The following is a 25206-nucleotide window of genomic DNA, read 5'->3' on the forward strand; positions in this document are numbered from 1 at the left end:
ACATCCTCAGCAAAGCAATATACTACCATTTTTGCTTAGGCAACATTTCTCTGTACGCGGCGTTCATGCAATTCAAGCAAATATTCATCCAGTACTTGAATTTCAGTTTCTGTAAATTTTAAATATAACTTGGTACGGCGCTTTAAAATATCCTGACTGGTGATCGCCCACTCATGATCAACCAAATAATCAACCTCTTGGGCATATAAACCATGTCTAAAATCTTGACCAAGTTCATGAACAGATGTCGAATGATTTAAAAATTTCCATGTATAGGTTCCATAGGCATGTGCCCAGCGGCTTGAAGTTTCATGATCAAGCCCTTTGATTTTATTTTGAATTTCTAAAACCAACCCATCAACAGAAATTAAATTCTCAGCACCTGGCAACAAGGATTTTCCAGTCCAAGGTTTTCCAGCTTTAGGGAAAAACTTCTGCAAATGCTCCATTGCAGATTCAGCCAAGCGTCTATAGGTGGTTAACTTCCCACCAAACACAGAAAGTAATGGTGCATCATTTTCATGATCTTGCGATAAAGCCAAAGTGTAATCACGGGTAATTGCGGCTGGATTATCAGACTCATCATCACACAACGGGCGTACCCCTGAGAATGTCTGAATAATATCGGCTTGAGTTAGTTGCACTTTAAAATGATCATTGGATACATCAAGCAGATAATCGATCTCTTGCTGACTAATTTCAACATTATTCGGATCTGCTAAATATTCACGGTCAGTTGTGCCAATCATGGTGTATTGATTGAGATAAGGAATTGCAAACACGATACGTTGATCATCATTTTGCATAATAAAGGCTTTATCACCGTCATAGATTTTCGGCACAATAATATGACTGCCTTGAATTAAACGAATCCCATATTGTGATTTTAACTGAAGCTCTTGCTTAATGAATTGTGCAACCCAAGGTCCTGCAGCATTGACCAAAGCCTTCGCTTGTATGTGATAAATACCCTGTTCATTTTCAAACTGAATAGTCCACAAGCCATGTTCTCGTTGTGCTGAAATACAGCGTGTTTGGGTCACCACAGTGGCATTTTTCTCACGTGCTTGCATTGCATTTAAAATCACTAAGCGTGAATCATCTACAGCACAATCTGAGTATTCAAAACCCCGTTTGAACGCTGTTTTTAGTGGGCTGGTATTAGGGTCAAACTCAACCAAATGTGAACCTGCAAGCTTCTCTCTTTTACCCAAATGATCATATAAAAACAGACCCGTACGAATCAGCCAAGCAGGACGTAAATGAGGCTGATGTGGCATGATAAAACGCATAGGGCGAATGATATGTGGTGCCTTTGCTAGTAAGACTTCTCGCTCCGCTAAAGCCTCTCGGACTAAACGAAATTCTTTATGTTCCAAATAACGCAGACCACCATGAATCAACTTGCTGCTTGCAGACGAAGTATGGCTGGCTAAATCATCTTTTTCACACAAGAACACAGATAAACCACGCCCAGCAGCATCATTGGCAATACCAACACCATTTATTCCACCACCAATTACAGCAATATCATAGTAAGCTTGTTGCTCATTGATTTGTGTCATAAACGCCACCACCTTTGATCATTTGCATATATTCACAATCATTTTTGAAAATATATTTTCATTTGTTTTCATTTAAGAAAATAATAGATAGTTTTTTAATCAATGTCTATCAAAAAATGATCAATTTCACGTTTATCATGTTTTCACTATGGGTTTAAAACTTAGCCTAAACCACAGTTAAAGCTACTTCTGCTGCATGAATTTGTTTTAAATAATTTTCAGTGGGGGTTTTATTGGTAAAAAGCCGATCTATTTCAGAAAGATGGCCTAAGCGCATCATTGCATGGCGACCGAACTTGCTCTCATCTGCTGCTAAAAATACCTGCCGAGCACCTAGAATAATTTCTTGCGAGACTGACACTTCTTGAAAATCGAAATCGAGCATCGTTCCATCTTCATCAATTCCACTGATACCAATCAAGGCATAATCAACTTTAAACTGCTTAAAAAATTCGGAGGTGGCTTGCCCAATCACGCCTCCATCAGGGCGCACTTTCCCACTGGCGATCAGCACTTCAAAATCATCGTTAATACTCAAAATTTTTGCCACATTTAAATTATTGGTAATCACTTTTAAACCGCGATGTTGCAATAAAGCATGGGCAATAGCTTCGGTCGTTGTACCAATATTGATAAACAAAGATGCATGATCTGGAATTGCTTTTGCAACAGCTGTTGCAATGCGCTGTTTTGCAGCTAAATTATGGCTGATCCGTTGACTATATGCTGTATTGGTAACGCTTGAGTCTACTGCAGCACCACCGTGATAACGACGTAATAGTCCGGCATCTGCCAATTGATTGATATCTCGCCGTACAGTTTGCGGGGTAACTGCAAAATGCTGTGCAATCTCATCAATACTGATGTAGCCCCGAGCCTTAACCAATGCTAATGTTTGCTGTTGTCGAATCATTAAGTCCATAGATGTGAAACCTTATTGTTTTATTTTCAAAAATGAACATTTAGCTACTATAAATAGCATGACTACTTACTGTACGACTAGATTAAATTCTTAAATTCATCCAACTCAGCTTACTAAATTGTTTATATTCCATACATTTAGACGCAAATAAATAGGCTTTAACTTTGAGATAAATTCTTATAATTTATAAAATATTTAAAATTAAATGCCTGTTTTAAAAAAATATTCATTTATTTATAGAATTTCTCATCTTGGAACAATAATGAGCTCTCAACACAGCTAAGACCAAAGTCTAATAAGGTCTGCTTTCATTCAAGCGTATAACGACCATTGTAATTATTTGTATCCCCTCGTCATACTTACTTAAATTCTCTCTGTTTGATTTTCTTCTTTGATTTTCATCCAAAATGAAAGTTAAACAGGCTGTATTTTGCATATTCTTTTGGAGAATTGCCTTGTCCAATTCATCTCCTCAAGCTGCCACTTCGCAACTTGATAGAAAAACTCGTTTCAAATCTATACTAGGTGGCTCAGCTGGTAATTTAGTCGAATGGTATGATTGGTATGTATATGCCGCATTTACCCTCTATTTTGCGCCTGTGTTCTTTCCTGAAGGTAATGAAACCGTCAAACTTCTCCAAGCTGCTGCAGTTTTCGCTTTAGGCTTTTTAATGCGTCCGATCGGTGCATGGATCATGGGCATTTATGCTGACCGTAAAGGTCGCAAAGCCGGCTTAACACTTTCTGTTTCATTGATGTGTATTGGCTCATTAATCATTGCTTGTGCGCCATCTTATGATTCAGTTGGGATGTTTGCTCCTGCACTGCTTTTATTTGCGCGTTTATTACAAGGTTTAAGTGTTGGTGGTGAGTATGGCTCAAGTGCCACCTATTTAACTGAAATGGCGGGTAAAAATCATCGTGGCTTTTTCTCAAGTTTCCAATATGTTACTCTGATCTCAGGTCAATTACTTGCACTCTGCGTACTGATTATCCTGCAACATAATCTTTCTGAAGAATCCTTACATGCTTGGGGATGGCGTGTTCCTTTCTTTATTGGTGCATTACTCGCAATTGTTGTGTTCTGGATTCGTCGTGGTCTCGTTGAAACAGAATCATCTAAACAAGCGCAACAACAAGCAAAAAATGGCGGTGAAACATCTGGTGCTTTGGCTTTATTCACCAAGTATCCTAAACAAGCATTTACAGTGATTATGCTAACTGCGGGCGGCACCTTAGCTTTCAATACATTTACGACTTATTTACAAAAATATTTAGTTAACACTTCTGGCTTTGAAAAAACCACCGCAACTGAAATTACCACAGCCGCAATCTTTATTTTTATGTTGATTCAGCCTGCAGTGGGTGCACTTTCTGACAAAATTGGTCGTAAACCGATTATGATCACTTTTGGTGTACTCGGTGTGTTATTTACCGTTCCTATTTTCAATAGTTTAGGCTCGACAACGGATCCTAAAACGGCTTTCTTCTTATGTATGAGTGGTATGGTCATTGTAACTGGATATACAGCCATTAATGCGGTTGTAAAAGCTGAATTATTTCCACCGCATATTCGTGCTTTAGGTGTAGCCTTACCTTATGCACTTGCCAACACTGTGTTTGGTGGTACGGCTGAATTAGTTGCGTTAAGCTTTAAAAATGCTGGGCATGAAAACTATTTCTTCTATTACATTACCTTTATGATCAGTTTATCTCTAATCACCTATGTTTTTATGAAAGATAGCAAAAAACATAGCCTGATTACGGATGATTAATTCAAACTATAGTTTGCAATCTAATTCATTTAAAACAGCTTTTTTATTTACATGAAAAAGCTGTTTTATTTACGCAATTCACTTATCGTGAAAATTGCAAAGCTATGGCATACTAAAAATAATTCAAAAAGCTAGGACTTTAAAAGATGAAAAAAATCACTTATGCAGGTTTAGGATTAATCGTTTTAGCTTTATCTGCATGTCAAACAACCCCTCGTCAATACAATGGCGTAACAGGTTATCAGATTGAAAATCAAACAGCAGATAGTGCAACACTGGCATACACCCTTTCAGGTCGTGCAGATCGTGATTTGGATGCTGATAAATTACAGCGTGCATGTCAAAAAGTTTTGGGTGCAAACAAAAACTATAAAATTTCTGTATTAAGCACCAATGAAATTATCAATCCGCAAATAGCAAAAGATCAGGCTGGCGTTCAACTTGGACATAGCCGTACATCATTTGGGCTTTCTAATACACCAAGTCTAAATAACAGTGAAGATTATGCAACACGCCAAGCATTAGATACCCGTCCAAGCACTTTACATGTTGTACGTTATACCTGTTCTTGATTTTAGATAGGTGTAAATCACAGAATAAAATAAGACGCTGTCATAGCGTCTTATAAAAACTCACATTTCTGAATTCTTTGGCTTCATCTAAATCAGGCCAAGTGGTGGCGCTTCGTTCATCCAATTTTTGGTAATTTGGATGACTAAAGTTTTTCACTCGGCTATCTGCCACCCATACTTCTGTTGAAAATTTTAAAAACTCATCTAAAAAGAAACGGTTAGATTGATCATATAAAACATCTGCTGCTAATAAGACATCAACCTGTTCTGATTTATATAAATCATCTAGATATTCAAGCTCTACATCATTAAGCAAAGCATTTTCGCGACAAGCATCCAAACTAATTGGGTCGATATCGCAACAGATGACACGTTTTGCACCTGCCATTTTGGCTGCAATTGCAACGACGCCTGATCCAGCACCAAAATCCAGCACTATTTTATCTTTTACATGCTGTGGCTCTGCAATCAGCCATTGTGCCATTGCTAAACCTGAAGCCCAGCAAAAAATCCAATACGGTGTATCATTCCAAATACGGCGAATCACCTCATCATCCAAACGATCTGTTGGAAAAACAGGTGGAATCAACCATAACGAAATTGGGCTTTCAGGCAACTGCTGCGCCAATAATTCGCATTGAGGAATTACTTCATGCAAAGCATCAAGTAAATGTTGTGGGGCTTTAGGAAATTGATAAGTACAGCTCATGCAAAATATGACCAAAATTATTATTTTGATATTGAGGAAATACAGCTTCTTCCTCATATTCGATAGACAGTAACGTCATGTGCTAAGGTTTGAGACAATACTTCTTATTGAATCTCGAATATAAATACTTAAAAGTACATCTTAAACGCGTTAAGCCAATGACAATGTTGCCTACTTTTACTGAAAAATAAATATCGCTGTGTAAATGTAGGCTAGATTTAAGCACAGTGAATGCATGGCTTTCACTGTACTCAGAATAAATTAGAACTTAAGTTAACGCCTTTTCAGCAGCTTCCACAGTTTGACGAATCAACGTTGTGATCGTCATCGGGCCTACGCCACCTGGAACTGGCGTATAAGCTGCAGCTACCTCTTCAATACCAACCAATTGGATATCACCCACACCACCACCTTCACGAGGATGGAAACCGGCATCAACCACAACAGCACCTTGCTTAATCCAATCTTTTTGGATTAATTCAGCTTTACCGACTGCACCAACAACAATATCCGCTTGTTTTACCAATTCAGCAAGATTTTGTGTGCGAGAATGACAGATTGTAACTGTTGCATTGGCTTGAAGTAGCATCATTGCCATCGGTTTACCTAAAATAGCCGAACGCCCCACCACAACAGCATGTTTGCCCGCGATTTCAATCTTATTTTCTTCAAGAATTGTCATGATACCTGCAGGTGTTGCCGAACCATAAGCAACCTCACCCATTGCCATACGGCCGAAACCTAAGCAAGTTACGCCATCTACATCTTTCTGAAGTGAAATGGCATCAAAACAAGCACGCTCATCAATTTGTTCAGGCACAGGATGTTGTAGCAAAATCCCGTGAACATCAGGATTGTCGTTTAATTTTTCAATTTCAGCTAACAATTGTTCAGTCGTGGTTTCTTTACCTAACTCTACTTTTAAAGAATCCATACCAACACGACGGCAAGCATTTCCTTTCATGCGTACGTATGTCGCAGATGCACCATCATCACCCACTAAAATAGTCGCTAAAATTGGGGTACGACCTGTTTTTGCTTTTATAGCTTCAACACGAGTCAACAAGTCTGCTTCAATTTGTTTCGCTAATGCGCGACCATCCAATACCAATGCCACGGCACATCTCCAAAGTAGATATGAATCAATTTTGCAAATAATACATGATTATTTAGACAATTTTCTTCCATATGCTGAATTTATGTGCATATGCATGAATTATAGTATTGTTTTTTTTTCAAAGATTGCTAATATGTGCATCACCAAGACATGGCGGGGTGGCAGAGTGGTCATGCAGCGGACTGCAACTCCGTGTACGCCGGTTCGATTCCGACCTCCGCCTCCAATCTTGTAAAGCCCGAGTGGTGAAATCGGTAGACACAGGGGATTTAAAATCCCCCGCCCACAAAGCGTGCCAGTTCGAGTCTGGCCTCGGGCACCATTTTAATTCTTGTTAAAATGGTGCAATAAAGAACCCAGCGATAAGCTGGTTTTTTTATGCCTAAAATTTTATATTGTTTTTTATGTTAATATCCAAAGTGAAATTTAGATAAGCGAAGCCTATATGATTCAAAACAAGCAAGTTTCCCTCTATTTAAATCAATTACAACAACAATACCCACAAGCATTTAAGCGCAACTTTCTATTTTATAGTCAAATTAAAACCAAAGGGCTTTTAGATGAAGCAAAGGAGTTTATTCCTTGGATTTTGTCGATTATGATTTTTTGCAGCATCTACTTTAGTTTAGGTCAGTATATTGCAAATCATTTTCCTAAATTCGATAGCTTTCAAGCCAATGGCATTGCCGCTTTAGCGATTATGTTATTTTTTATGATTATTGTTCCCATCATTATCAAACAAATAAAACACAGTTCGACTCATTTATACCAACAACTCAATAATATTCCGCTTAAGCTTGCGGTACTGATCGTCCTCCAAGCACTAAATCTTTATTTTATAGAAAGTACCCTGTTGCAAGGTCTGTTATTTTTCTTTGCAATGAGCTTTGGTTTTGTCAAATTTTATAAAGAAAATTTATTTAGAGATAGCACCAAAGACACCGAATATTATCAATTACAACAAATTCGAAAAACCTGTTTATGGGCTTATAAACAGGCTAAAAAAGCAAAATTCAAAATGCGATTCTTGACTAAAGATTCTGAGAAATATCAATTTTATCAAAAGCGTTTAGTGAAGTTTTTAGAGTTACATTTAGAACTATTAAAATATGAAAATGAAATGTGTAAAACCTATAAATATGAAGATTTAGATGCCTATATGGACAGTATGATGTAATCCATCTATCACGTTAAAAAGCCGAGCGATCTAAACTCGGCTTTTTTAGGCTAGAAAATTTATGCACTTTTCTGAATAGTCTTTACATCAACCAAATTGTTATTTAAAACCACTTGATGGGCACGAGCCGTATCCACTGAATAGGTTTTTTCCTTGATGTTATTTACGAAAATCCAATCCGCTTGCACTTGCTGTGCTGTAAAGCTGACTTTTAAGTAACCACGCTGATTTAAATTGGTGTAATTCAATTCATCAATGAGCGTGGTGAATGCCATTTCAAATTGTTGTAGCTGTGCCAAAGGAATACTTAAATACTTTTCCATCCCTGGTGAAGAGACCGAACTGGTTGCCAATTCAACCCCAACAAAATCACCCGTTTGAGTATGCAAGTCAGCAGACCATGCATTATGCGTATCCCCAGCCAACACTACAACTTTCTTATTTAATGCTTTGAGTGTGCCATATAAAATTTCACGTTCTACATAGTAGCCATCCCAAGCATCCAAATTATAGGGTGCAACTGTGGTCACACGGGCTTTTTCTGCAGCAGTTAATGTTGGATCACCACCTTTCAAACGGACTTTTAAAGTAACTAACTCGATGATCTGTTGATTCATTTTTGCTAAAGTTTCGGCAGTAACATTTCCACTGGTAATTGCAGATAATGACAATAGCAATTCTGCAGGAATTAACATTTTTGCCATCAAAACTTGCTGCCCCAAAACATTCCAAGTTGCTGTAGATTGTGCCAGTTTCTTTTGTAGCCACTCACGCTGGGTATACCCCATCAGTGTACGCGTAGTACTGGTTAAATCTGTCTGAAATTTAGCAATATCTAAACCAGAAGCCGTCATATAGTTGGCATAATTGAGTTGTTTGTCGCGTGCCAAAATACGCGTATCCAACATAGTTAATTGTACCAATGAACCAAAGTCAAACTGGCGATAAATATTTAAATGATCTGTTGCAGATACAGGACGAATCGGCATCCATTCAAAATAAGCCTGTAAAGCTGCCAATTTACGGTCTAAGAAATTTCCCTCATTGGCTTGATGATTCTCTGCACCCTCTTTCCATGCATCGTTTGCCAGTTCATGGTCGTCCCAAATCACGATAAAAGGATGTCGTGCATGCGCAGCCTGTAGATCGTTGTCAGTATGGTAAAGAGCATAACGCTTACGGTAATCGTCCAACTTGATAATTTCTTTATCATTGTTTGCAGCCAGTGTACGACCCAGCCTTACCGCTTCTTCTGTGGCATATCCATCTTTACCATATTCATAGATGTAATCCCCCAAATGGATAATCGCATCGACCTCTTGTTTTGCCATTTCTTTATATACATAAAAATAGCCAGCAGGATAATTTGAACATGAACACACCGCAAACTGCACAGAACTGGCAGTTTCAGGTAATGTTTTGGTACGTCCTACTGGCGAAATCACCGAACCAAATTTAAAACGATAATAATAAGTTTGCCCAGACTTAAGCTTGTCTGCATCGACCTTAACAGTAAAATCCTGAGCTGATGCTGTTTGTACTTTTCCAGTATTGATCACTTGAGTAAATTTATCGTCTGTGGCAATTTCCCAAACCACTTCTAAACGCAAAGACGTATCCTGTGGCGTAATACGTGTCCACAAAATCACACGATCTTTTAACGGGTCTCCACTGGCAACACCATGCAAAAATTCAACTTTTATTGTAGGAGATGTTGAATCGTTATTATCACTGCCACAAGCAGTCAACGACACTGGTATAGATAATGCCCCAAAACTGGCTAATGACTTTTGAATAAGTTCACGGCGTGAAATTGAGTTTGGCATTGAAGTTGATTTCCTCTAAGTTTTTTTATCCAATCAATTTAAAGGCTTAATATTTCGCTTTAATCTCAAATTGATGAAAAAATCATGACAAAATACTCATTTAACGGCTTAAAATGCTTTATTTTCAAACATAAGCACATGAATTGATTGAAAAGAAAGCAAATCGACATAAATACGCTTGCCAAGAGAAAAACTGTCCTTTATTATTGCGCACATGCCCGAGTGGTGAAATCGGTAGACACAGGGGATTTAAAATCCCCCGCCCACAAAGCGTGCCAGTTCGAGTCTGGCCTCGGGCACCATTTTAAGTCTTATTAAAATGGTGCAATAAAGAACCCAGCGATAAGCTGGTTTTTTTATGCCTTAAATTTGTAAATCAACTATAAATTGCTAATTTAAAATATAACTCAAAGTTCAATACATCTTGCTAAAAAGCGTGATAGCTCAGTAATATTTTTCTGGTTATTTTTCATTAAAAACCCTATAATACGTTAAATTTAAATTAATTATTAATATTTTCATAAACTTAATTAAACCAAACCCATGTCTAAAATTACTACTGAAACTCAAAAAGCCGCCCCTATATTTCCTCGATTATTCGCATTTATCATCGACTGTATTACCGTCGGCGTAGCCTGTTTAGTGACGGGCAAAATACTGTACCCCTATTTTGAAAATTCTCCTTTTATTTTCCAATGTATAGGCACGCTCCTCTGTCTATTTTATTTTGCTGCTTTTAACAGTCAGATAGGAAATGGTAAAACCATTGGGAAAATCCTTTGTAAAATTAGGGTAAAAGACTTAAATGGTGCTTCAATTCCATTTGTGCGCTCTCTAGTTAGATCAAGCATCTTTATCATTCCATTTTGCTTTGCAGGTTATTTACAAACATATTCAACTCAGCATCTTTTACTCAGTCTGCTTGTGGCTTTTTTTCAAAGTATCGTTTTTGCCTGCTTCTATTTGGCAATTTTTAATGGAAATAGCCAACAATCTCTTCACGATCTACTCAGTGAAACTCAAATACTCAGAAACGCTCAATCCAATATTCCACGTCAAGCTGTATGGAATATTCATTACTACATCATTGCGCTGCTAACAATTGTTATTTTTTCCGTCAATTTATGGGGTTATTTCCAAACCAAAGCAATGTCAGCCAATGATTTTACTTTAATCTCCCATGACATTAAAAATGCTCAAGTTGAAAGTCGTCATACCTTCATCGGAGAGGCTGAATCCACAAATCAGGTTTTAATTTTAAATGTAAATCAGCCAGATTATCTGGATAACATTGATAGTGCTGAAACATTGCTAGAAAAAATTGATCGACAACACGCTGAAGTTTTAACGCAATACAACATCAATCAGGTGCAATTTAACTTTTCTTATCAATTTGGTTTGGCGAAATTATCAAAAACAACACTTTATGATTATAAAAAGACACATAAAAGTAGCCTAACCTATATTGGAGATAGTACGGGATTGAACCTTGGTTTTTAACAAAACCAAGTCCCATTTGTAAAGTTTAAATCTGGAAGATAAAAAAAGACCACGTTTTTGGAAACGTGGTCTATAAAAATGGTGGCTATGACGGGACTTGAACCTGTGACCCCCGCATTATGAGTGCGGTGCTCTAACCAACTGAGCTACATAGCCTAAAACTGTGCGCGCATTATCTGCTGTAAACAATATTACGTCAAGCACTAATTAAAATAAAATTCATCGAAGTGAGCCGATAAGCCGGGTTCTGTCTAGAACGATCATTCCTCTAGGCGCATGATCACTCATACGCTCAAGCGACCTACCCGGATCCAGCATGGGCCATGCCTATAGGATCCCTATTTGGTCTTGCTTCCGGTGGGGTTTACCATGCCATGAACTGTTACCAGCCATGCGGTGCGCTCTTACCGCACCCTTTCACCCTTACCTTCCATTTCTCCGAAAAGAAACGATATTGAAGGCGGTCTACTCTCTGCTGCACTTTCCGTCGGTTCACACCGCCCAGGCGTTACCTGGCACCTTGCCCTATGAAGCCCGGACTTTCCTCCCCTGCTTCAATCACGGAGATCTCCACAGCAGCGATCGTCTGGCTCACTTCGGGGCGTATCCTAACAAATTTCTTGGCTAATTGCTTGCGCTTTTTTGAGCAATTAGTTTTTTATACTTTTCCATCAAATCTTCTTGGCTCTCTACATGGTTCGGATCGAGCGGAATACAGTCGACTGGACAGAAAAGCGCGCACTGTGGTTGATCAAAATGCCCAACGCATTCTGTACATAGGTTCGGATGGATTTCATAAATCTCCTCCCCCATAAAAATGGCATCATTTGGACATACAGGCTCGCATACATCACAATTGATACATTCATCAGTGATAATTAAAGACACACTACCAACCTTGTTGATGTTTACGATGGAAGGCTTCGACAACGCATTGAGGAACAAACTTTGCCACATCACCTTTCAATCGTGCTATTTCTCGAACCATCGTCGAAGAAATAAATGAAAATTGCTCTGATGGTGTTAAAAATACTGTTTCAAAATCATGATCAAGCTGACGATTCATATTCGCAAGTTGAAATTCGTATTCGAAATCTGAAACAGCCCTTAAGCCACGTAACACTGCTGTAGCATGTTGTTCACGTGCAAAATTTACCAATAACCCATCAAAACCGACAAACTCAACATTGGGTAAATGTTTGAGGGATATCTTTGCTAACTCTACACGTTCTTCCAAACTAAAGACTGGATTTTTATGATGTCCAATTGCAATTGCGACCACAACTTCATCAAACATTCTTGAAGCACGTGCGACTAAGTCAACATGGCCATTGGTAATTGGATCAAAAGTTCCTGGATAGATGACACGAGTTTTAGACATCCATTTGTACTCTAGTTTGTTATGTAGGGCTATAGTTTATCAAAAACTTAAATATTAGCGAATAACCTCTTTTGATTTAGCTTGGGGTTTAATTGTGAAATGACTTCACCTGAAGCCAAGTTTGAGGCAAAATAAGGCTATTCTTGGAATATTTGTATTATGTCGAAAAACATTGTCGTTAAAAAAAATAATAGTGGGACGATTGCACAAAATAAACGTGCACGCCACGATTATTTTATTGAAGAAAAATTTGAAGCTGGGCTTTCTTTACAAGGTTGGGAAGTCAAGTCATTACGTGCTGGACGGATGACCATTACTGAAAGCTATATCACCTTTAAAAATAACGAGGCATTTCTCTTCGGTGCTCAAATTCAACCTTTACTTTCAGCATCTACTCATGTAGTCCCTGAAGCAACACGCACACGTAAACTGTTGCTCTCGCGTCGTGAACTTGAAAAGTTACTTGGTGCTGTCAATCAAAAAGGTTATACCTGTGTCCCTTTAGCATGTTACTGGAAAGGTCATTTGGCAAAACTGGAGATTGCTTTGGTAAAAGGTAAGCAGTTACATGACAAACGTGCAACTGAAAAAGATCGTGATTGGCAACGTGATAAATCGCGAATCATGCATAAATAATGCCTTATTAATATAAAAAACCTCCAAATGGAGGTTTTTTCTTGCAGCAGTCTTTTAACAAAATTTTAAAGAACCATAACAGTTAGGAGCAAAATCCTGAGTTGCCAATTTCAAATCTTTAATCGGAAAATATAATGGATTTGAGCCCGACAAATTAATTTCCCCAATTGCTACCTCACTCGCAATACAAGATAAACCTATTACACCAGGACATTTCACTGTATTCTCAGATTTAGCAAGGTATTCATTTAAACTAGGTACAACTTGTTTCAAAACATCATTCGTCACATCAATTGTATTCGATGGTGTCACTTTGCCAATATCAATTTCATCTTCAATTGCTAGCCACCATCCTCTTTGTGCTGCAATTTCCGCGTTTGGCCACCACACTGATTGTTGCTGTAATGATAAAGAAAATGGATTATTCAATTGTAGCTTGTGAATGTATCCTAAGCTTTGATTAATATCTAAATTTGCAGTTAAACCAGAAATACTCCCACTGGCATTTAATGTTAAAAAAGATAAATCAATACCTGCAAGAATTGGCTTAATTGAACCATTGAAAAATAGCTCATCAATTTTAGCTGTTCCAGTTAAAAGGGCACTATTCATACGATTTCCGTATAAAGTTTTCCCATTAATTGCTAATGTAGCGCCAGTAGATTGTAGCCCTAGATTATAGTCATTTGTCTGAAAACTTGCTGTTGGAAGAATGCCTAGTTTGATATTACCTTTAATAGACATATCTGTATCAGCATATTGTAAATTCCTTGCAGTTGTATTAGCAATGCCTGTTGTTGCTTTAATTTTTAAAGCACCACTTAGACTATTAATACCATTTGGTGAGTTTGAATTTTCAGTACCTGCTGTTAACAAACCCAATGCTTTTTCAGCACTTAAGCGTAAACCCACCACTTCTCTTGTCGAAGCAGTATCAGGATTTTTAATCGCAAATTCTATAAATGGATTAGTCAGTTTTGCACTTGAACCTACACGACCTTCACGGGTATCTGCTAGACCAGAAAGGCTCAAATTATCAATATCAATATCACATCCACCTGCACCATTTGCGCCCCCACAACCCAATTGTAGTTTTTTAATATTGGCATTCAGTTCAAGATCAGCTTCAAGGCCCAGTTTATAAAAACCAACTCCTAGTCCTTGCATCTTATTCACCGAGTCATTGGGTGCAATATAACTCAAACTCATCAATGCCTGACCACTGACTTTAGAAAGCTCCTTGTCTGTTAATTCGGTTAATCCTTCAGACTGCAAAGTGTTTGCAAAACAATAAATCGGAGTAACCAACAGACCATTTATTAAAATCATCTTCATGATTTTAATAATTTTTCTAGCCTTAATATCCATATCATATGCTCAATTTTTTATTATTGGTCAAAACTATATGAAAATGATAGTAAAAAATAGGCTTAACACAGTCAATAACTCAATGAATCCAGTATTTTTCTATATCAGCCAACTTTCACAATGATTCTAAAGGATTTTTATTTATGATTTTTTTGTTTTTTTATGTAATTACAATGCATCATTATACCGCAATTTTATTTATGAGTAATGCTATATATTCTCCAAACCATATTGCAGTTTGCAAGTCACCTGAGGGCGGTGTAATTTCAACAGGTGCATTATCTGATTGTGTCATTAACCCTAAGTAACCCGCCATACGATTTAAATCTGTAGGCTTCACACCTGTAGGCATTAAAGGCAATCCAGACCATAACATGCCATGTTGCATAGCAAAAATATTAATTTGTTGTAAGACGGAAAGCTTATCTCCACTTAAACCACCTGAATTGGTAAATGCGGCAGCAAGCTTGCCCTCCCAATCACGATTTTTCCAACGTTTAGATGTCGAGTCCATAAACATTTTAAATGGACCTGTAACACTTCCCATATATGTAGGTGAACCAAAAATAATAGCATTCGCCTGATCCAAAATATCCCAGTCAATATGCTCAATATCCATGGTATGGACAGTTACACCAATCTTTACTGCGCCTTGTGCAATATAACTCGCAACTTTTGCAGTATGACCAAATGGGCTGTGGTAAACGATCGCGATAGATTTAGCAGATAAAGACATATCAATTGAAAACAAACAAATTTGCTCAAGTTTAACATCTATTCAATTTTAAACAATTCTTGTAATGTTCAGAAAACGCATTAATAGATTTTTTAAACTGCAATAAATCTATTTAAAAATAAAGAATTAATTATGAATAAATACAAAAGTTGCCATACGACCTGTTTTTGCATGACGGCGGTAAGAATAGAAATCTTGATCTTGTCGATAAGAACATTGGTCCCCGCCTGTAATCACATCGACCCCATGCTGTTTGAGAATGTAACGTGCAATCGCATATAAATCAGCGTAATACTTACCTTGTTGCTCACTCTTTACAAATGCTGTTTCTAATTCAGCATATTTAGAGCAAAAAGCAGTTTTTACTTCTATACCAATTTCAAAACAAGCTTGACTAATCGCTGCACCTAACCAAGCCCAGGTAGGTTGAGATTTCATATTGGCAATTGTATTTTCAATAATCCCCCCAGCTAACCCTCTCCAACCTGCATGTAAGTTTGCAACTTCACTACCCATCTTATTGCCTAATACAACAGGCAAACAATCAGCTGTCATCATCATCAAAGCATGCCCTTGATTCTGTGTAACTAATCCGTCACCGACCAATGCTGTAAAGGTCATTTCTTCATTGACAGTATGACAAATTGTACTGTGAGTCTGAGTCATCCACGTGATTTTATTGACACCCCATTCAGCAAATTCATCTAATAAAATCATACGATGCTGTTGTACACGTTTAGGATCATCATTTACATGCAATGCCAAATTAAAACCTTCAAGTTCAGGCTGTACAGATGGCAAAGCCTTTGGGTGCTGTATATGTGTCTGTCCGACATATACACCTTGAGGTAATCCTTGAACAAATTGCATCTGCCACATTTCCTATTTAAATCATTTCACGACTCTATAACTATAACAAATTCAATCAACCTTTGATCAATACTTTAATTAATTTAATTGATTAGTAAAGCTAAAAATTTCAACCAAATTTACTGTTATTTCTTTAATCAAAATTAACAATATCAATTAAAACTTGAATAGCGGGTAATCCCTAAAAAATTAGATCCTTATGTCTTATTCGACTTGAATTAAACATGGATATTAATAAGTTGTAGTATTTATATCCATTACGTCAATCCTTCTGGATACTTTAAAAATAGAAACGCTTGAGTGGTTATGAAATGCCTATTGAGGGATATCACTACAAAATTTTGGTCTTTAATTTAATCAAAATACCACCTCAATCGAACTTATTATAAATAAAATAACTTAGCGTATGTCGCAACATCATTACCTTGCAAAAGATTACTTAAGCAAAAGATTTCATAGTCGAATCACTTCTATTTTCGAAGATTTTCAGGTCAACTCTGCCTATCAAAACAGAATAATGTCATCAGAATGAGTAAGGGATCAATCAAAATATACGCCGATTTTTTCAACAGGACAAAAGATAGTTGTGGTTACCCAATAACTTTATAAAACTGCTCTCATTGAGCAGCTTTATAATACAAATCAATCAATACGCTTGATTTTCAGAACGTAGAACTTCTACCAACTCAACGAAATCATCTGCCCATGGTGCTTCAAACATCATTTCTTCTTTTGTACGTGGATGAACTAAGCCCAATTTAGACGCATGTAAAGCTTGGCGTTTAAAATTACGCAATGCACTGCTCAGTTTTTCAGAAGCGCCTGCTGGAACTTTAACACGGCTAACATAGACTGGATCACCCACCAATGGATAACCAATATAGGTGAAATGAATACGGATTTGATGAGTACGCCCTGTTTCAAGTTGCGCCTGTACACGGGTAAAATTTTGAAAACGTTCTTTAACATTGTAATGCGTCACTGCATCACGGCCACCTGGTAAAATAGCCATTTTTACACGATCTACAGGATGGCGCTTAATCGGTTCATCAATCGTACCACCTGCAATAATATGACCATAACAAATCAAGTCATATACACGGTAAACTGTTTTTTTAGCCAATTGCTTACTTAAAGAAAATTGAGCTTCCAGATTTTTAGCAACAACCAATAAGCCGCTGGTATCTTTATCTATACGATGCACTAAACCCGCGCGAGTTAATTCGGCAGATTTTGGATAATGATAAAGCAAGGCATTGACTAGAGTACCATTTGGATTACCAGCCCCAGGGTGTACAACCATACCTACTGGTTTATTGATGACCATAATATCGTCATCTTCATAAACAATATTTAAAGGTATATTTTCAGGTTGTGCAGAAGTTTGTGCTTCTAACTCAACATCTAAACATAGAAGTTCATTGCCTTCACATTTATACTTAGGCTTGACAATGTTACCATTTACCAACAAATGACCTTCTTTCATCCACTGCTTGAGTTTTTCACGAGAAAACTCGTTCCAAACCAGTGCTGCGACTTGGTCAATACGTTGCCCTAAATAGCTTTCATCCAGTTGAAATTGCAACGATAAACGTGTTGCAGTTGGTGCAGAATTATGATTATCTGCATCCTCAGAATCTTCAAGTAAATTGAAATCGTTTTCTGGGAAATTAGAATTAGAAGAGTGTGCTGAAGTCATTTGCTCATTCGGACAAAAGTGGTTTAATAGCGCAATTGTAGCCTATTGCCCGTATAAACAGAGGAATTTTTATGTCGCTACCACGTTATAAAGTCACAATGCTTGCTTTAACTGTAGGCTTAGCAACTGCATTTGTCGGCTGTAGCAGCAATCCGAAGAAGGATGTTGTTGATACAGGCCCGAAATCAAATGAGCAGACTTATTACAATAATGCGATAAAATCATTAGACCGTGGGCAATATGGCGATGCTGCAAAAGCGTTAGAAGCAATGGATACTTATTTTCCGACTGGGCAATATGCACAACAAGCTCAGCTTGAATTGCTTTACACAAAATTTAAGCAAAAAGATTATGAAGGCACAATTGCACTGGCAGATCGTTTTATCCGTTTAAATCCTCAACATCCGAATTTAGACTATGCCTACTATGTCCGTGGTGTAGCCAATATGGAGCAAAACTATGACAGTTTGCTTCGCTATACCTCATTAAAACAAGCGCATCGTGATGTAGGTTATTTAAAAATTGCCTATCAAAATTTTGTCGACTTAATTCGTCGCTACCCTTCAAGCCAGTATTCAGTTGATGCCGCACAGCGAATGAAATACATCGGTCAAGAATTGGCTGAAAGTGAAATGAATACTGCACGTTTCAATATTAAACGTAAAGCATATTTGGCTGCGATTGAACGTTCACAATGGGTGATTGAACACTATCCTCAAACCCCTCAAGTTCCTGAAGCCTTAGCAACTATGGCATATGGTTATGATAAGTTGGGCGATAAAGAAACATCACAACAGTACATTGGCGTGCTTAAGCAAAACTACCCGAACCTTGTTAAATCAAATGGTGAAGTGAATATACGCGCAGCACGTAAAGAAGCCAGCTGGTGGAACCGTGCAACATTAGGTATTTTAGGTCGTGGTGATAAAGCAGAAGTATCACAAGAAGCGAGTTCTGAAACGTCTGATCAAGCAGAACAAAAATCAAGCTTGTTGAATAAAGTGAGTTTTGGCTTACTTGATCGTCCAAATCGTGAAGTATCTAAAGAACCCGCACGCGCAGATGAAAGTTTGTATGATGGACAACGTAAATAAATATTGATTGCGACAAATCAAGACGGGTTTTTACCCGTCTTTTTTATTCATCGATATTTTTAGAAGCAAAACTACGTTAAACTTTAAATTAGTTTAAACGATACATGACATTAAATTTATGGCTATTCCTCAGCACACGATAGATCAAGTTTTGGATCGCACAGATATTGTCGATCTGATTGGTCAACGTGTGAAATTGAAAAAAACTGGTCGCACCTATTCAGGCTGTTGCCCTTTTCATCAGGAAAAGTCCCCCTCTTTTCATGTTTACCGTGATAAACAGTATTATCACTGCTTTGGTTGTCAGGCAAATGGCAATGCCATTCGCTTCTTAATGGATATTGATAATCGAAACTTTGTCGATGTCATGAAAGAACTCTCCAGCCATGCAGGTGTCGAACTTCCTAAAGACAATCATGACAATAAAAAATTGTCATATAAGCGTGAAGTATCCAAGCCTAAACCAGCAGTGAAGGCTGTAGAAGATAAATTAGTAGATTCTAAACCCGCTGAGCAAAAAACAGATTATGTTCAGCCACGTGAAGTTGATCCTTTCGAAGCTTTTAGCCAATATCCAGATCCAGAGCATTTCGATCCAACCCAATTTGATCCAACTGGTTTTAACCAAATCCCTCAAGATGGTAACCTTTATGATCTTCTAGAAAATATTGCACAATTTTATGAACGGCAATTGCCAAACAGTAAAGTCGCGCAGAATTATTTTAAACATCGTGGCTTAAGTAGCGAAACCATCCAATATTGGCGTTTAGGCTATGCACCAGAAGATTGGCAACATTTGGAAAAAGCCTTTCCACAAGATATTGAAGGTTTAAAACTGCTGGGGTTAATTCGTACCAGTGATAGTGGTCGTGACTTCGATTTGTTGCGTGATCGGGTGATTTTCCCAATTCGAGACAACAAAGGTCGTGTTGTCGGTTTCGGTGGTCGCGCATTGAATGATGAAATCAAACCGAAATATATTAACTCACCTGATTCTGAAGTTTTCCACAAAAATCAACTCCTTTACGGCTTGTATGAAGGGCGTAAAGACCGTGCGCAAAATTGGCTCATGGTAGAAGGCTATATGGATGTGATCGCCTTACAACAGAATGGGATTTCTGGGGCAACAGCAACATTAGGTACAGCCAGCAATGCTGATCACTTAAATATTTTATTTAAGCAGAACAATCAGATCACAATTGCATTTGATGGTGATGCCGCGGGACAAAAAGCAGCACGTCGAACCTTAGAAATTGCCCTGCCATTATTAAATGATGGTCGTGAACTTAAATTCTTTGTTCTACCCAAAGAGCATGATCCAGATTCGTTGATTCGTAAAGAGGGTTTTGAAACTTTTCAACGTATATGGCAACAATCCCCATTATTATCAGATTTTGTCTTTGCATTGTTAAGTCAAAATTATGATGTTGCTACACCTGAGGGCAAAAGTCAGGTGATGGCTGAACTCAATCAACTAACGGAATTACTGCCTAAGCAAGGTTCTTATCGCTATTTATTAAGACAATTCTTTAAAGAAAAATTAGGTTTTAATCGAAAATGGCAACCTCAAGTCAGCTTAGATGCCTCATTGTCATTTAATATTCGTACTAAAGATGAAGACTTTGCTGTTGCGATTTTGATGCAACACCCATTTTTGTATATTCATTTTGAAGTATTACGCGCATTGATTCATCCAGATGAACTATTGGCGCAGATCTTAGCCGTATTTGACCGTGTCTTTGACGAGCTACCAGACGATCAAGAACTTGCAACCTATTATATTTTAGGTGCATGTGGCGCTTATCATTTGGAATTATCTGAAATCATCCAACGCACTAATATTCAGGCTTTGGCTGAAGCGCCTGAAATGGCAGATAAATTGGCTTCAGATTACTCTTTAGCCTTGCAAGAGAAATATTTAAAATTAAAGCTTAAAGCCCCAACTTCGTTAAGTGAATCACGTAATTTACGTAAACAACTCAATGAACTGACTAAACAAATTAGTTTAAAGCTGGTACATCATTAATTTTTAATAAACGCTTCATTGAGCTTATCGAGTATTTTGTAATACAAAAAATTCATATGGCTATTGGCCTCTTCCATTGAGGAGTCATGAGGCTTATATAGGTTTATAAATATACGTTTTTGAAAGTTTTCATCACTAAACAACACGGTAGTAGGGAAATTAGAGTCTGAGTGTGCATTTATACTTTCGACCATAAGTGCATCCAATAACCGCCCTGAATAATCTAGATAAAAGCTATATAGTTTAGTTTTTTGAGATTTTTATAGCATCGATCAACTGAATCAATTACCCCCATAACTCCACCCGAAATAGAGAGGCGATGTAGATCCTTAATTGCTTGGTTCAATAATACATCACTGTCTTTTACAGGCTTTGAAAAGTATTCTACTGACAAACACAATAATATGAATATATAAAGTTTTAAGCATTTTAATTACCTTAATTACATTATTCTAATTTGATCGCACGAATAGATACACCAATAATAGCTGGCGAAGCAAAAACATTAAATCACATTATTTTAAAAAATAATCACTTCGCTTTTGGTTTTCTTTCTTGTTCAAAAATATCCTGAATATTTTCTTTCATCCACTCAAAATGTGATGGATCTTCATCTTGCGCCGCATTGCGTAATAAAATTGAAGAAGGATGCAATAACTTTTGGGTCAAACGATGCGCAAAATCCTCAAGTACATGTTGAGTATCCTCACCTGCCTGAATACGTTCTAAAGCATGCGACAATTCCATCTGACGTTGTTCTTCACCGTGTTCACGAAATTGTTGAATTGTACTCCCCGCTTCTTTTACTTTTTGCTGAGTCACCAACTGGGTCACCAGTTGATTAACCATGACTTCAGCTTCAACCGCAGCTTGACGTCGTTGTGCTAAATTTTCATCAATTACACTTTGTAGATCATCCACACCGTATAAATACACACCATCCAAACTTTCAACTTTTGGATCTATATCACGAGGTACAGCTAAGTCGACCATAAGCATTTGTTGATAACGACGTTTTTTTAAAGCAAACTTCACATCTGCATAAGCAATGACTTGATGCAAACTGCCTGTACAACTCGAAATTACATCCGCACGATAGAGATTCGAAGTTAATTCATCAAATGGAATAATTTCTACTTCAACACGATGTGCTATTTCTTGTGCTAATTTTTCTGCCCGTTCACGGCTTCGATTACAAATCAGGATTTTTGCAACACCCATTTCAGCCAAATGTTTCGCCACCAAGCTGTTCATTTCACCTGCGGCAACCACCATAACTGTAAGCTGTTCAGGCTTACTAAACACTTGCAATGCAAGTTGAGCAACTGCATATCCCATCGAAACAGCATGGCTACCCACTGCAGTTTCAGAACGTACCCGTTTGGCTGCATAAAATGCATATTCAAATATTTGATTTAGGTTTTGCGAGACGATTTCAGCATCTTTTGAGATTGATAGTGCTGTTTTAACCTGCCCAAGAATTTGTGGCTCACCTAGCATCAACGAATCTAAACCACTTGCGACTCGCATCAAGTGCGAAACAGCATCGGTATTTTCATAACGATATACATGATTTGACAATTGCTTTACATCAATACCATTGGTTTGGGCGAGCCAATTTAATACCATATCGGCATTTTCAGCCATGGCATAGACTTCAGTACGATTACATGTTGAGACCACCACCATATCATTCAAATTTTGGCGAAGGCTTTCTACAGCAAATAAATCTTTTAATCGTTCTGGATTAAAAGCAATTTGCTCACGTAGCTCAACAGAGGCAGTTTGATGGTTGACACCCAATGCAAAGAAAGACATATCAGATCATCATTTCGTTAAATTTGTGCTATTGTGCAATAACGGTGTCATAAAAAGCATACTTGGATTCGGAAAAATTGCGTCAAATAAACAACCGCTTAAGCGGCATGACAATTAAGCAATATTCTACCACATTCTTACTGGTTGGTAGCATGGCTTCTAGTGCTCATATTAGAGCATCTGGAGAATTTTATCATGCGAAATATAATACTAATGCATTAAAACAAAGTATTATTGCTGAATTTTCATTGGCTTATAATGATACAGCAACTGCTTTACACAATTATACTGTGCTCGCAATTCGTAGTAATTCAACCACCATTAAGCAACGTGCCTTGAATGTTGCAATTGAACAAAATGATTTAAAAGCCGCTTTAGACATTGCCACCCATTGGGTTGTACAAGAACCTGAAGATGTTCCTGCAAAATTTTACTTGGCACATATTGCGCTCAAATCACATGAATACGAACTTGCTGCAGAAACCCTAGACAGTATTCTCAACATTGACCCTAACGCTGATTTAGAAAAGATTTTAGAAGGAATTGCACCAGAATCAGAAGTAGATCGTCAAAATCTGCTCAGTACACTGAGAGCGAGTAAAGAAAAAAATAACCCTTCTGTGCTTATTCTAATTGCAGGTTTGGAAGCGCAAAACGATGAAATCGAGCAAGCGCTAAAAACTGTCAATAAAGCACTAAGAAAACGTTCAAAAGTGACTGGCTTTATTTTGATGAAAGCCAATTTATTAGAGGCTTTGGGTGACCAAGAAGCGACTTTAAAATGGTATGATCGAAGTAGTCGTAAAAACAAATATAACTATGATATCCGTCTAGCTGAAGTTAAATATTTGATCAAGATTCATCAATCTGAATTGGCCTTAACTAAATTAGAATCTATTATCCAAACTTGGCCGGATGCTGAAGAAGCCCTATTTATCGCAGGTTTAACTGCGATTGATTTAAAAAAGCTAGATCAAGCTGAACAATATTTGGTGGAATTACGTTATTCGTCACGTTATCAAAATGAAGCTTATTTTTATTTGGCAGTAAATGCTGAACGAAAGCAAAATGATGAAACGGCAAAAGCCTATTATCGTCTGGTTGATGGGAACTTATATACGGTTTCACGCCGTAATCTGGTCTCGATTTTTGAAAGACAAGACAAGATGAATGATGCTTTGCGGTTTTTAACCCAAGAACGTGTCAATTATCCACAACATGCAAGTTTCTTATATCAGGCTCAAGCTGAGATTTTAAAACGCATGGGCAATAAAAAAGCAGCATTGAGATTACTCACTGAAGCAGTGAAGAACTTGCCTGATGATCCTGAAATTCTCTATTCAGAAATACTGCTTCTTGATCCATTTGAGGATCGTGATTTACTTGATAAAGCACTGAAACAACTTTTAACTTTAGAGCCCAATAATCCTGCTTATTTAAATGCTTATGCCTATACGCTTGCACTACAAAATAGACGTTTAGATGAAGCGCGAAAGTATGCTGAACATGCCTTAGACTCTGCACCAGATCAAGCCTCGATTTTAGATACGCTGGGATATATCACATTCTTGCAAAATGATTTTGATGCTGCCTCAAACATTTTATCGAAAGCTTATAATTTGAGTCATAGTGTAAACATCGGTATTCGATATGCAAAATCCTTGTATATGCAAGGTGCGTTAGCTCAATTTAATGAAGTGTTACAACAACTCAAACAAAATCACCCAAATGATCCTCAATTAAATCAATTAGATTCATTAATATTACCGCAACATATTAAAAAGAGTTAATGACTTGTATGCGTCACATTCCACAGATCTTTTGTAGCCTAACTGCAGCAACAGTTTTTACACTCACGGGTTGTCAGCAAGTCGTAAAGCCTGCACCAACCACACCAACGCTTACGGCACCCACTGATGCCACAGCGCCTCAGCAAAAACCATCAAATCAATTTAATCTTGAAGGGAAAATTGGGGTAAAAACACCTAAACAGTCTGGCAGTGCGTTCTATACATGGACGCAAGACCAACAAGATTTTAACATCCAATTGAATGGGATCTTAGGCATTGGCAAAACCATTATTGAAGGAAAATCTGGGGAAGTTACTCTAAACAGCGCTAAAACAGGGTCAATTTCGGCTGAAACACCAGAAGAACTGCTTGAAAAAGCCACAGGCTGGAATGCACCTATTACGCATATTGTCGATTGGGTTCAAGCCTACCCTGCCACTGAAAATGCACAAATCACAAGAGACAATACTCAACGTATTGCTCAAATCATTGAAGATGGCTGGACTGTAGATTTTAGTTATAATAATCAAGCAAGCTTGCCCAACAAGCTGATTTTAAAACAACAACTTGAATCTGGTCAGGAAAATCGTATTACAATGGTGATTCAAAACCGCTAAATCTTTAC

Annotated in this window: 21 protein-coding genes, 4 tRNA genes and 1 other RNA gene; 12 read left to right on the top strand and 14 right to left on the bottom strand. The window is 37.6% G+C overall.

Annotated elements, in window-relative coordinates:
* Positions 1-35 precede the first annotated feature (35 nt).
* Both glpD and WFN33_RS09225 read right to left on the bottom strand, forming a co-directional pair.
* Positions 36-1565, bottom strand: a complete 1530-nt coding sequence (gene glpD, locus WFN33_RS09220; protein WP_336952727.1) for a glycerol-3-phosphate dehydrogenase — start codon at positions 1563-1565, stop codon at positions 36-38.
* A gap of 166 nt (positions 1566-1731) precedes the next feature.
* Complete coding sequence (locus WFN33_RS09225; protein WP_336952728.1) at positions 1732-2487, bottom strand: DeoR/GlpR family DNA-binding transcription regulator; 756 nt, start codon at positions 2485-2487, stop codon at positions 1732-1734.
* A 455-nt stretch (positions 2488-2942) separates the two neighbouring features.
* Between WFN33_RS09225 and WFN33_RS09230 the strand changes: the two genes are divergently transcribed.
* Both WFN33_RS09230 and WFN33_RS09235 read left to right on the top strand, forming a co-directional pair.
* Positions 2943-4262, top strand: coding sequence for an MFS transporter (locus WFN33_RS09230; RefSeq protein ID WP_336952729.1), 1320 nt, complete (start codon positions 2943-2945; stop codon positions 4260-4262).
* 146 nt (positions 4263-4408) lie between these two features.
* On the top strand, positions 4409-4834 hold the full coding sequence (locus WFN33_RS09235; protein ID WP_336952731.1) for a hypothetical protein: 426 nt from the start codon (positions 4409-4411) through the stop codon (positions 4832-4834).
* Positions 4835-4874: 40 nt separating this feature from the next.
* Here WFN33_RS09235 and WFN33_RS09240 read toward each other — a convergent pair whose 3' ends face one another.
* Both WFN33_RS09240 and folD read right to left on the bottom strand, forming a co-directional pair.
* A complete protein-coding gene (locus WFN33_RS09240; RefSeq protein ID WP_336952733.1) occupies positions 4875-5543 on the bottom strand; it encodes a class I SAM-dependent methyltransferase in 669 nt (222 codons plus the stop codon).
* Positions 5544-5811: 268 nt separating this feature from the next.
* A complete protein-coding gene (gene folD / locus WFN33_RS09245; protein ID WP_336952734.1) occupies positions 5812-6660 on the bottom strand; it encodes a bifunctional methylenetetrahydrofolate dehydrogenase/methenyltetrahydrofolate cyclohydrolase FolD in 849 nt (282 codons plus the stop codon).
* 152 nt (positions 6661-6812) lie between these two features.
* Here folD and WFN33_RS09250 point away from each other — a divergent pair.
* The 3 genes from WFN33_RS09250 to WFN33_RS09260 all read left to right on the top strand — a co-directional run bounded on the left by WFN33_RS09250 (position 6813) and on the right by WFN33_RS09260 (position 7837).
* Positions 6813-6886 (top strand) — tRNA-Cys (locus tag WFN33_RS09250).
* Positions 6887-6896: 10 nt separating this feature from the next.
* Positions 6897-6982, top strand: a tRNA-Leu gene (locus WFN33_RS09255).
* A 123-nt stretch (positions 6983-7105) separates the two neighbouring features.
* Positions 7106-7837: a hypothetical protein gene (locus WFN33_RS09260; RefSeq protein WP_336952736.1), complete on the top strand. Its 732-nt coding sequence runs from the start codon at positions 7106-7108 to the stop codon at positions 7835-7837.
* 59 nt (positions 7838-7896) lie between these two features.
* Here the strand turns inward: WFN33_RS09260 and WFN33_RS09265 are convergent, their stop codons facing one another.
* Positions 7897-9663 (bottom strand): alkaline phosphatase D family protein, encoded by a 1767-nt coding sequence (locus tag WFN33_RS09265; protein WP_336952738.1) that lies wholly within the window; start codon positions 9661-9663, stop codon positions 7897-7899.
* A gap of 216 nt (positions 9664-9879) precedes the next feature.
* Here WFN33_RS09265 and WFN33_RS09270 point away from each other — a divergent pair.
* Both WFN33_RS09270 and WFN33_RS09275 read left to right on the top strand, forming a co-directional pair.
* Positions 9880-9965 (top strand) — tRNA-Leu (locus tag WFN33_RS09270).
* A gap of 241 nt (positions 9966-10206) precedes the next feature.
* A complete protein-coding gene (locus WFN33_RS09275; protein WP_336952740.1) occupies positions 10207-11163 on the top strand; it encodes an RDD family protein in 957 nt (318 codons plus the stop codon).
* Between the two features lie 79 nt (positions 11164-11242).
* On the opposite strand, the gene WFN33_RS09280 is transcribed toward WFN33_RS09275, so the two are convergent.
* The 4 genes from WFN33_RS09280 to coaD form a co-directional block, all read right to left on the bottom strand.
* A tRNA-Met gene (locus tag WFN33_RS09280) sits at positions 11243-11319 on the bottom strand.
* Positions 11320-11383: 64 nt separating this feature from the next.
* Positions 11384-11761: RNase P RNA component class A (rnpB, locus tag WFN33_RS09285), an RNA gene on the bottom strand.
* Positions 11762-11787: 26 nt separating this feature from the next.
* Positions 11788-12051 carry a YfhL family 4Fe-4S dicluster ferredoxin gene (locus WFN33_RS09290; protein ID WP_336952742.1) on the bottom strand — a complete coding sequence of 88 codons (264 nt, stop codon included), beginning with the start codon at positions 12049-12051 and terminating at the stop codon, positions 11788-11790.
* Position 12052: 1 nt separating this feature from the next.
* Positions 12053-12544, bottom strand: coding sequence for a pantetheine-phosphate adenylyltransferase (gene coaD, locus WFN33_RS09295; RefSeq protein ID WP_004722475.1), 492 nt, complete (start codon positions 12542-12544; stop codon positions 12053-12055).
* A 159-nt stretch (positions 12545-12703) separates the two neighbouring features.
* Between coaD and smpB the strand changes: the two genes are divergently transcribed.
* Positions 12704-13180: an SsrA-binding protein SmpB gene (gene smpB, locus WFN33_RS09300; RefSeq protein WP_004722477.1), complete on the top strand. Its 477-nt coding sequence runs from the start codon at positions 12704-12706 to the stop codon at positions 13178-13180.
* Positions 13181-13234: 54 nt separating this feature from the next.
* Here the strand turns inward: smpB and WFN33_RS09305 are convergent, their stop codons facing one another.
* From WFN33_RS09305 to rluD, 4 genes are all read right to left on the bottom strand, one after another.
* Entirely contained in the window at positions 13235-14548 is a 1314-nt protein-coding gene (locus WFN33_RS09305) for a hypothetical protein (RefSeq protein ID WP_336952744.1), read from the bottom strand.
* Between the two features lie 181 nt (positions 14549-14729).
* On the bottom strand, positions 14730-15284 hold the full coding sequence (locus tag WFN33_RS09310; protein ID WP_336952745.1) for a flavodoxin family protein: 555 nt from the start codon (positions 15282-15284) through the stop codon (positions 14730-14732).
* A gap of 126 nt (positions 15285-15410) precedes the next feature.
* The gene (pgeF, locus tag WFN33_RS09315) at positions 15411-16154 is read right to left on the bottom strand and encodes a peptidoglycan editing factor PgeF (RefSeq protein ID WP_336952747.1); all 744 of its coding nucleotides are present in this window, start codon (positions 16152-16154) and stop codon (positions 15411-15413) included.
* A gap of 646 nt (positions 16155-16800) precedes the next feature.
* Complete coding sequence (gene rluD, locus WFN33_RS09320) at positions 16801-17853, bottom strand: 23S rRNA pseudouridine(1911/1915/1917) synthase RluD (protein ID WP_336952749.1); 1053 nt, start codon at positions 17851-17853, stop codon at positions 16801-16803.
* Between the two features lie 71 nt (positions 17854-17924).
* Here rluD and WFN33_RS09325 point away from each other — a divergent pair, with 71 nt between their 5' ends.
* Together WFN33_RS09325 and WFN33_RS09330 are read left to right on the top strand one after the other, a co-directional pair.
* A complete protein-coding gene (locus WFN33_RS09325) occupies positions 17925-18947 on the top strand; it encodes an outer membrane protein assembly factor BamD (protein ID WP_004819623.1) in 1023 nt (340 codons plus the stop codon).
* A 118-nt stretch (positions 18948-19065) separates the two neighbouring features.
* Positions 19066-20973 (top strand): DNA primase, encoded by a 1908-nt coding sequence (locus WFN33_RS09330; protein WP_336952751.1) that lies wholly within the window; start codon positions 19066-19068, stop codon positions 20971-20973.
* Positions 20974-21504: 531 nt separating this feature from the next.
* Here the strand turns inward: WFN33_RS09330 and hemA are convergent.
* The gene (gene hemA, locus WFN33_RS09335) at positions 21505-22791 is read right to left on the bottom strand and encodes a glutamyl-tRNA reductase (RefSeq protein ID WP_336952753.1); all 1287 of its coding nucleotides are present in this window, start codon (positions 22789-22791) and stop codon (positions 21505-21507) included.
* Positions 22792-22868: 77 nt separating this feature from the next.
* On the opposite strand from hemA, the gene WFN33_RS09340 reads away from it, so the two are divergent.
* Both WFN33_RS09340 and lolB read left to right on the top strand, forming a co-directional pair.
* On the top strand, positions 22869-24581 hold the full coding sequence (locus WFN33_RS09340; protein WP_336952756.1) for a hypothetical protein: 1713 nt from the start codon (positions 22869-22871) through the stop codon (positions 24579-24581).
* Between the two features lie 8 nt (positions 24582-24589).
* A complete protein-coding gene (gene lolB / locus WFN33_RS09345; RefSeq protein WP_336952757.1) occupies positions 24590-25198 on the top strand; it encodes a lipoprotein insertase outer membrane protein LolB in 609 nt (202 codons plus the stop codon).
* Positions 25199-25206: the final 8 nt, after the last annotated feature.

Source organism: Acinetobacter sp. AS167 (assembly GCF_037152175.1).
GTDB lineage: Bacteria > Pseudomonadota > Gammaproteobacteria > Pseudomonadales > Moraxellaceae > Acinetobacter.

Bases quoted from the DNA above. Each gene is read 5' to 3' on its own strand.
- glpD (WP_336952727.1), bottom strand. From the start codon at position 1,565: ATGACACAAATCAATGAGCAACAAGCTTACTATGATATTGCTGTAATT.
- WFN33_RS09225 (WP_336952728.1), bottom strand. From the start codon at position 2,487: ATGGACTTAATGATTCGACAACAGCAAACATTAGCATTGGTTAAGGCT.
- WFN33_RS09235 (WP_336952731.1), top strand. From the start codon at position 4,409: ATGAAAAAAATCACTTATGCAGGTTTAGGATTAATCGTTTTAGCTTTA.
- WFN33_RS09240 (WP_336952733.1), bottom strand. From the start codon at position 5,543: ATGAGCTGTACTTATCAATTTCCTAAAGCCCCACAACATTTACTTGAT.
- WFN33_RS09260 (WP_336952736.1), top strand. From the start codon at position 7,106: ATGATTCAAAACAAGCAAGTTTCCCTCTATTTAAATCAATTACAACAA.
- WFN33_RS09265 (WP_336952738.1), bottom strand. From the start codon at position 9,663: ATGCCAAACTCAATTTCACGCCGTGAACTTATTCAAAAGTCATTAGCC.
- WFN33_RS09275 (WP_336952740.1), top strand. From the start codon at position 10,207: ATGTCTAAAATTACTACTGAAACTCAAAAAGCCGCCCCTATATTTCCT.
- coaD (WP_004722475.1), bottom strand. From the start codon at position 12,544: ATGTCTAAAACTCGTGTCATCTATCCAGGAACTTTTGATCCAATTACC.
- smpB (WP_004722477.1), top strand. From the start codon at position 12,704: ATGTCGAAAAACATTGTCGTTAAAAAAAATAATAGTGGGACGATTGCA.
- WFN33_RS09305 (WP_336952744.1), bottom strand. From the start codon at position 14,548: ATGGATATTAAGGCTAGAAAAATTATTAAAATCATGAAGATGATTTTA.
- WFN33_RS09310 (WP_336952745.1), bottom strand. From the start codon at position 15,284: ATGTCTTTATCTGCTAAATCTATCGCGATCGTTTACCACAGCCCATTT.
- pgeF (WP_336952747.1), bottom strand. From the start codon at position 16,154: ATGCAATTTGTTCAAGGATTACCTCAAGGTGTATATGTCGGACAGACA.
- rluD (WP_336952749.1), bottom strand. From the start codon at position 17,853: ATGACTTCAGCACACTCTTCTAATTCTAATTTCCCAGAAAACGATTTC.
- WFN33_RS09325 (WP_004819623.1), top strand. From the start codon at position 17,925: ATGTCGCTACCACGTTATAAAGTCACAATGCTTGCTTTAACTGTAGGC.
- WFN33_RS09330 (WP_336952751.1), top strand. From the start codon at position 19,066: ATGGCTATTCCTCAGCACACGATAGATCAAGTTTTGGATCGCACAGAT.
- hemA (WP_336952753.1), bottom strand. From the start codon at position 22,791: ATGTCTTTCTTTGCATTGGGTGTCAACCATCAAACTGCCTCTGTTGAG.
- lolB (WP_336952757.1), top strand. From the start codon at position 24,590: ATGCGTCACATTCCACAGATCTTTTGTAGCCTAACTGCAGCAACAGTT.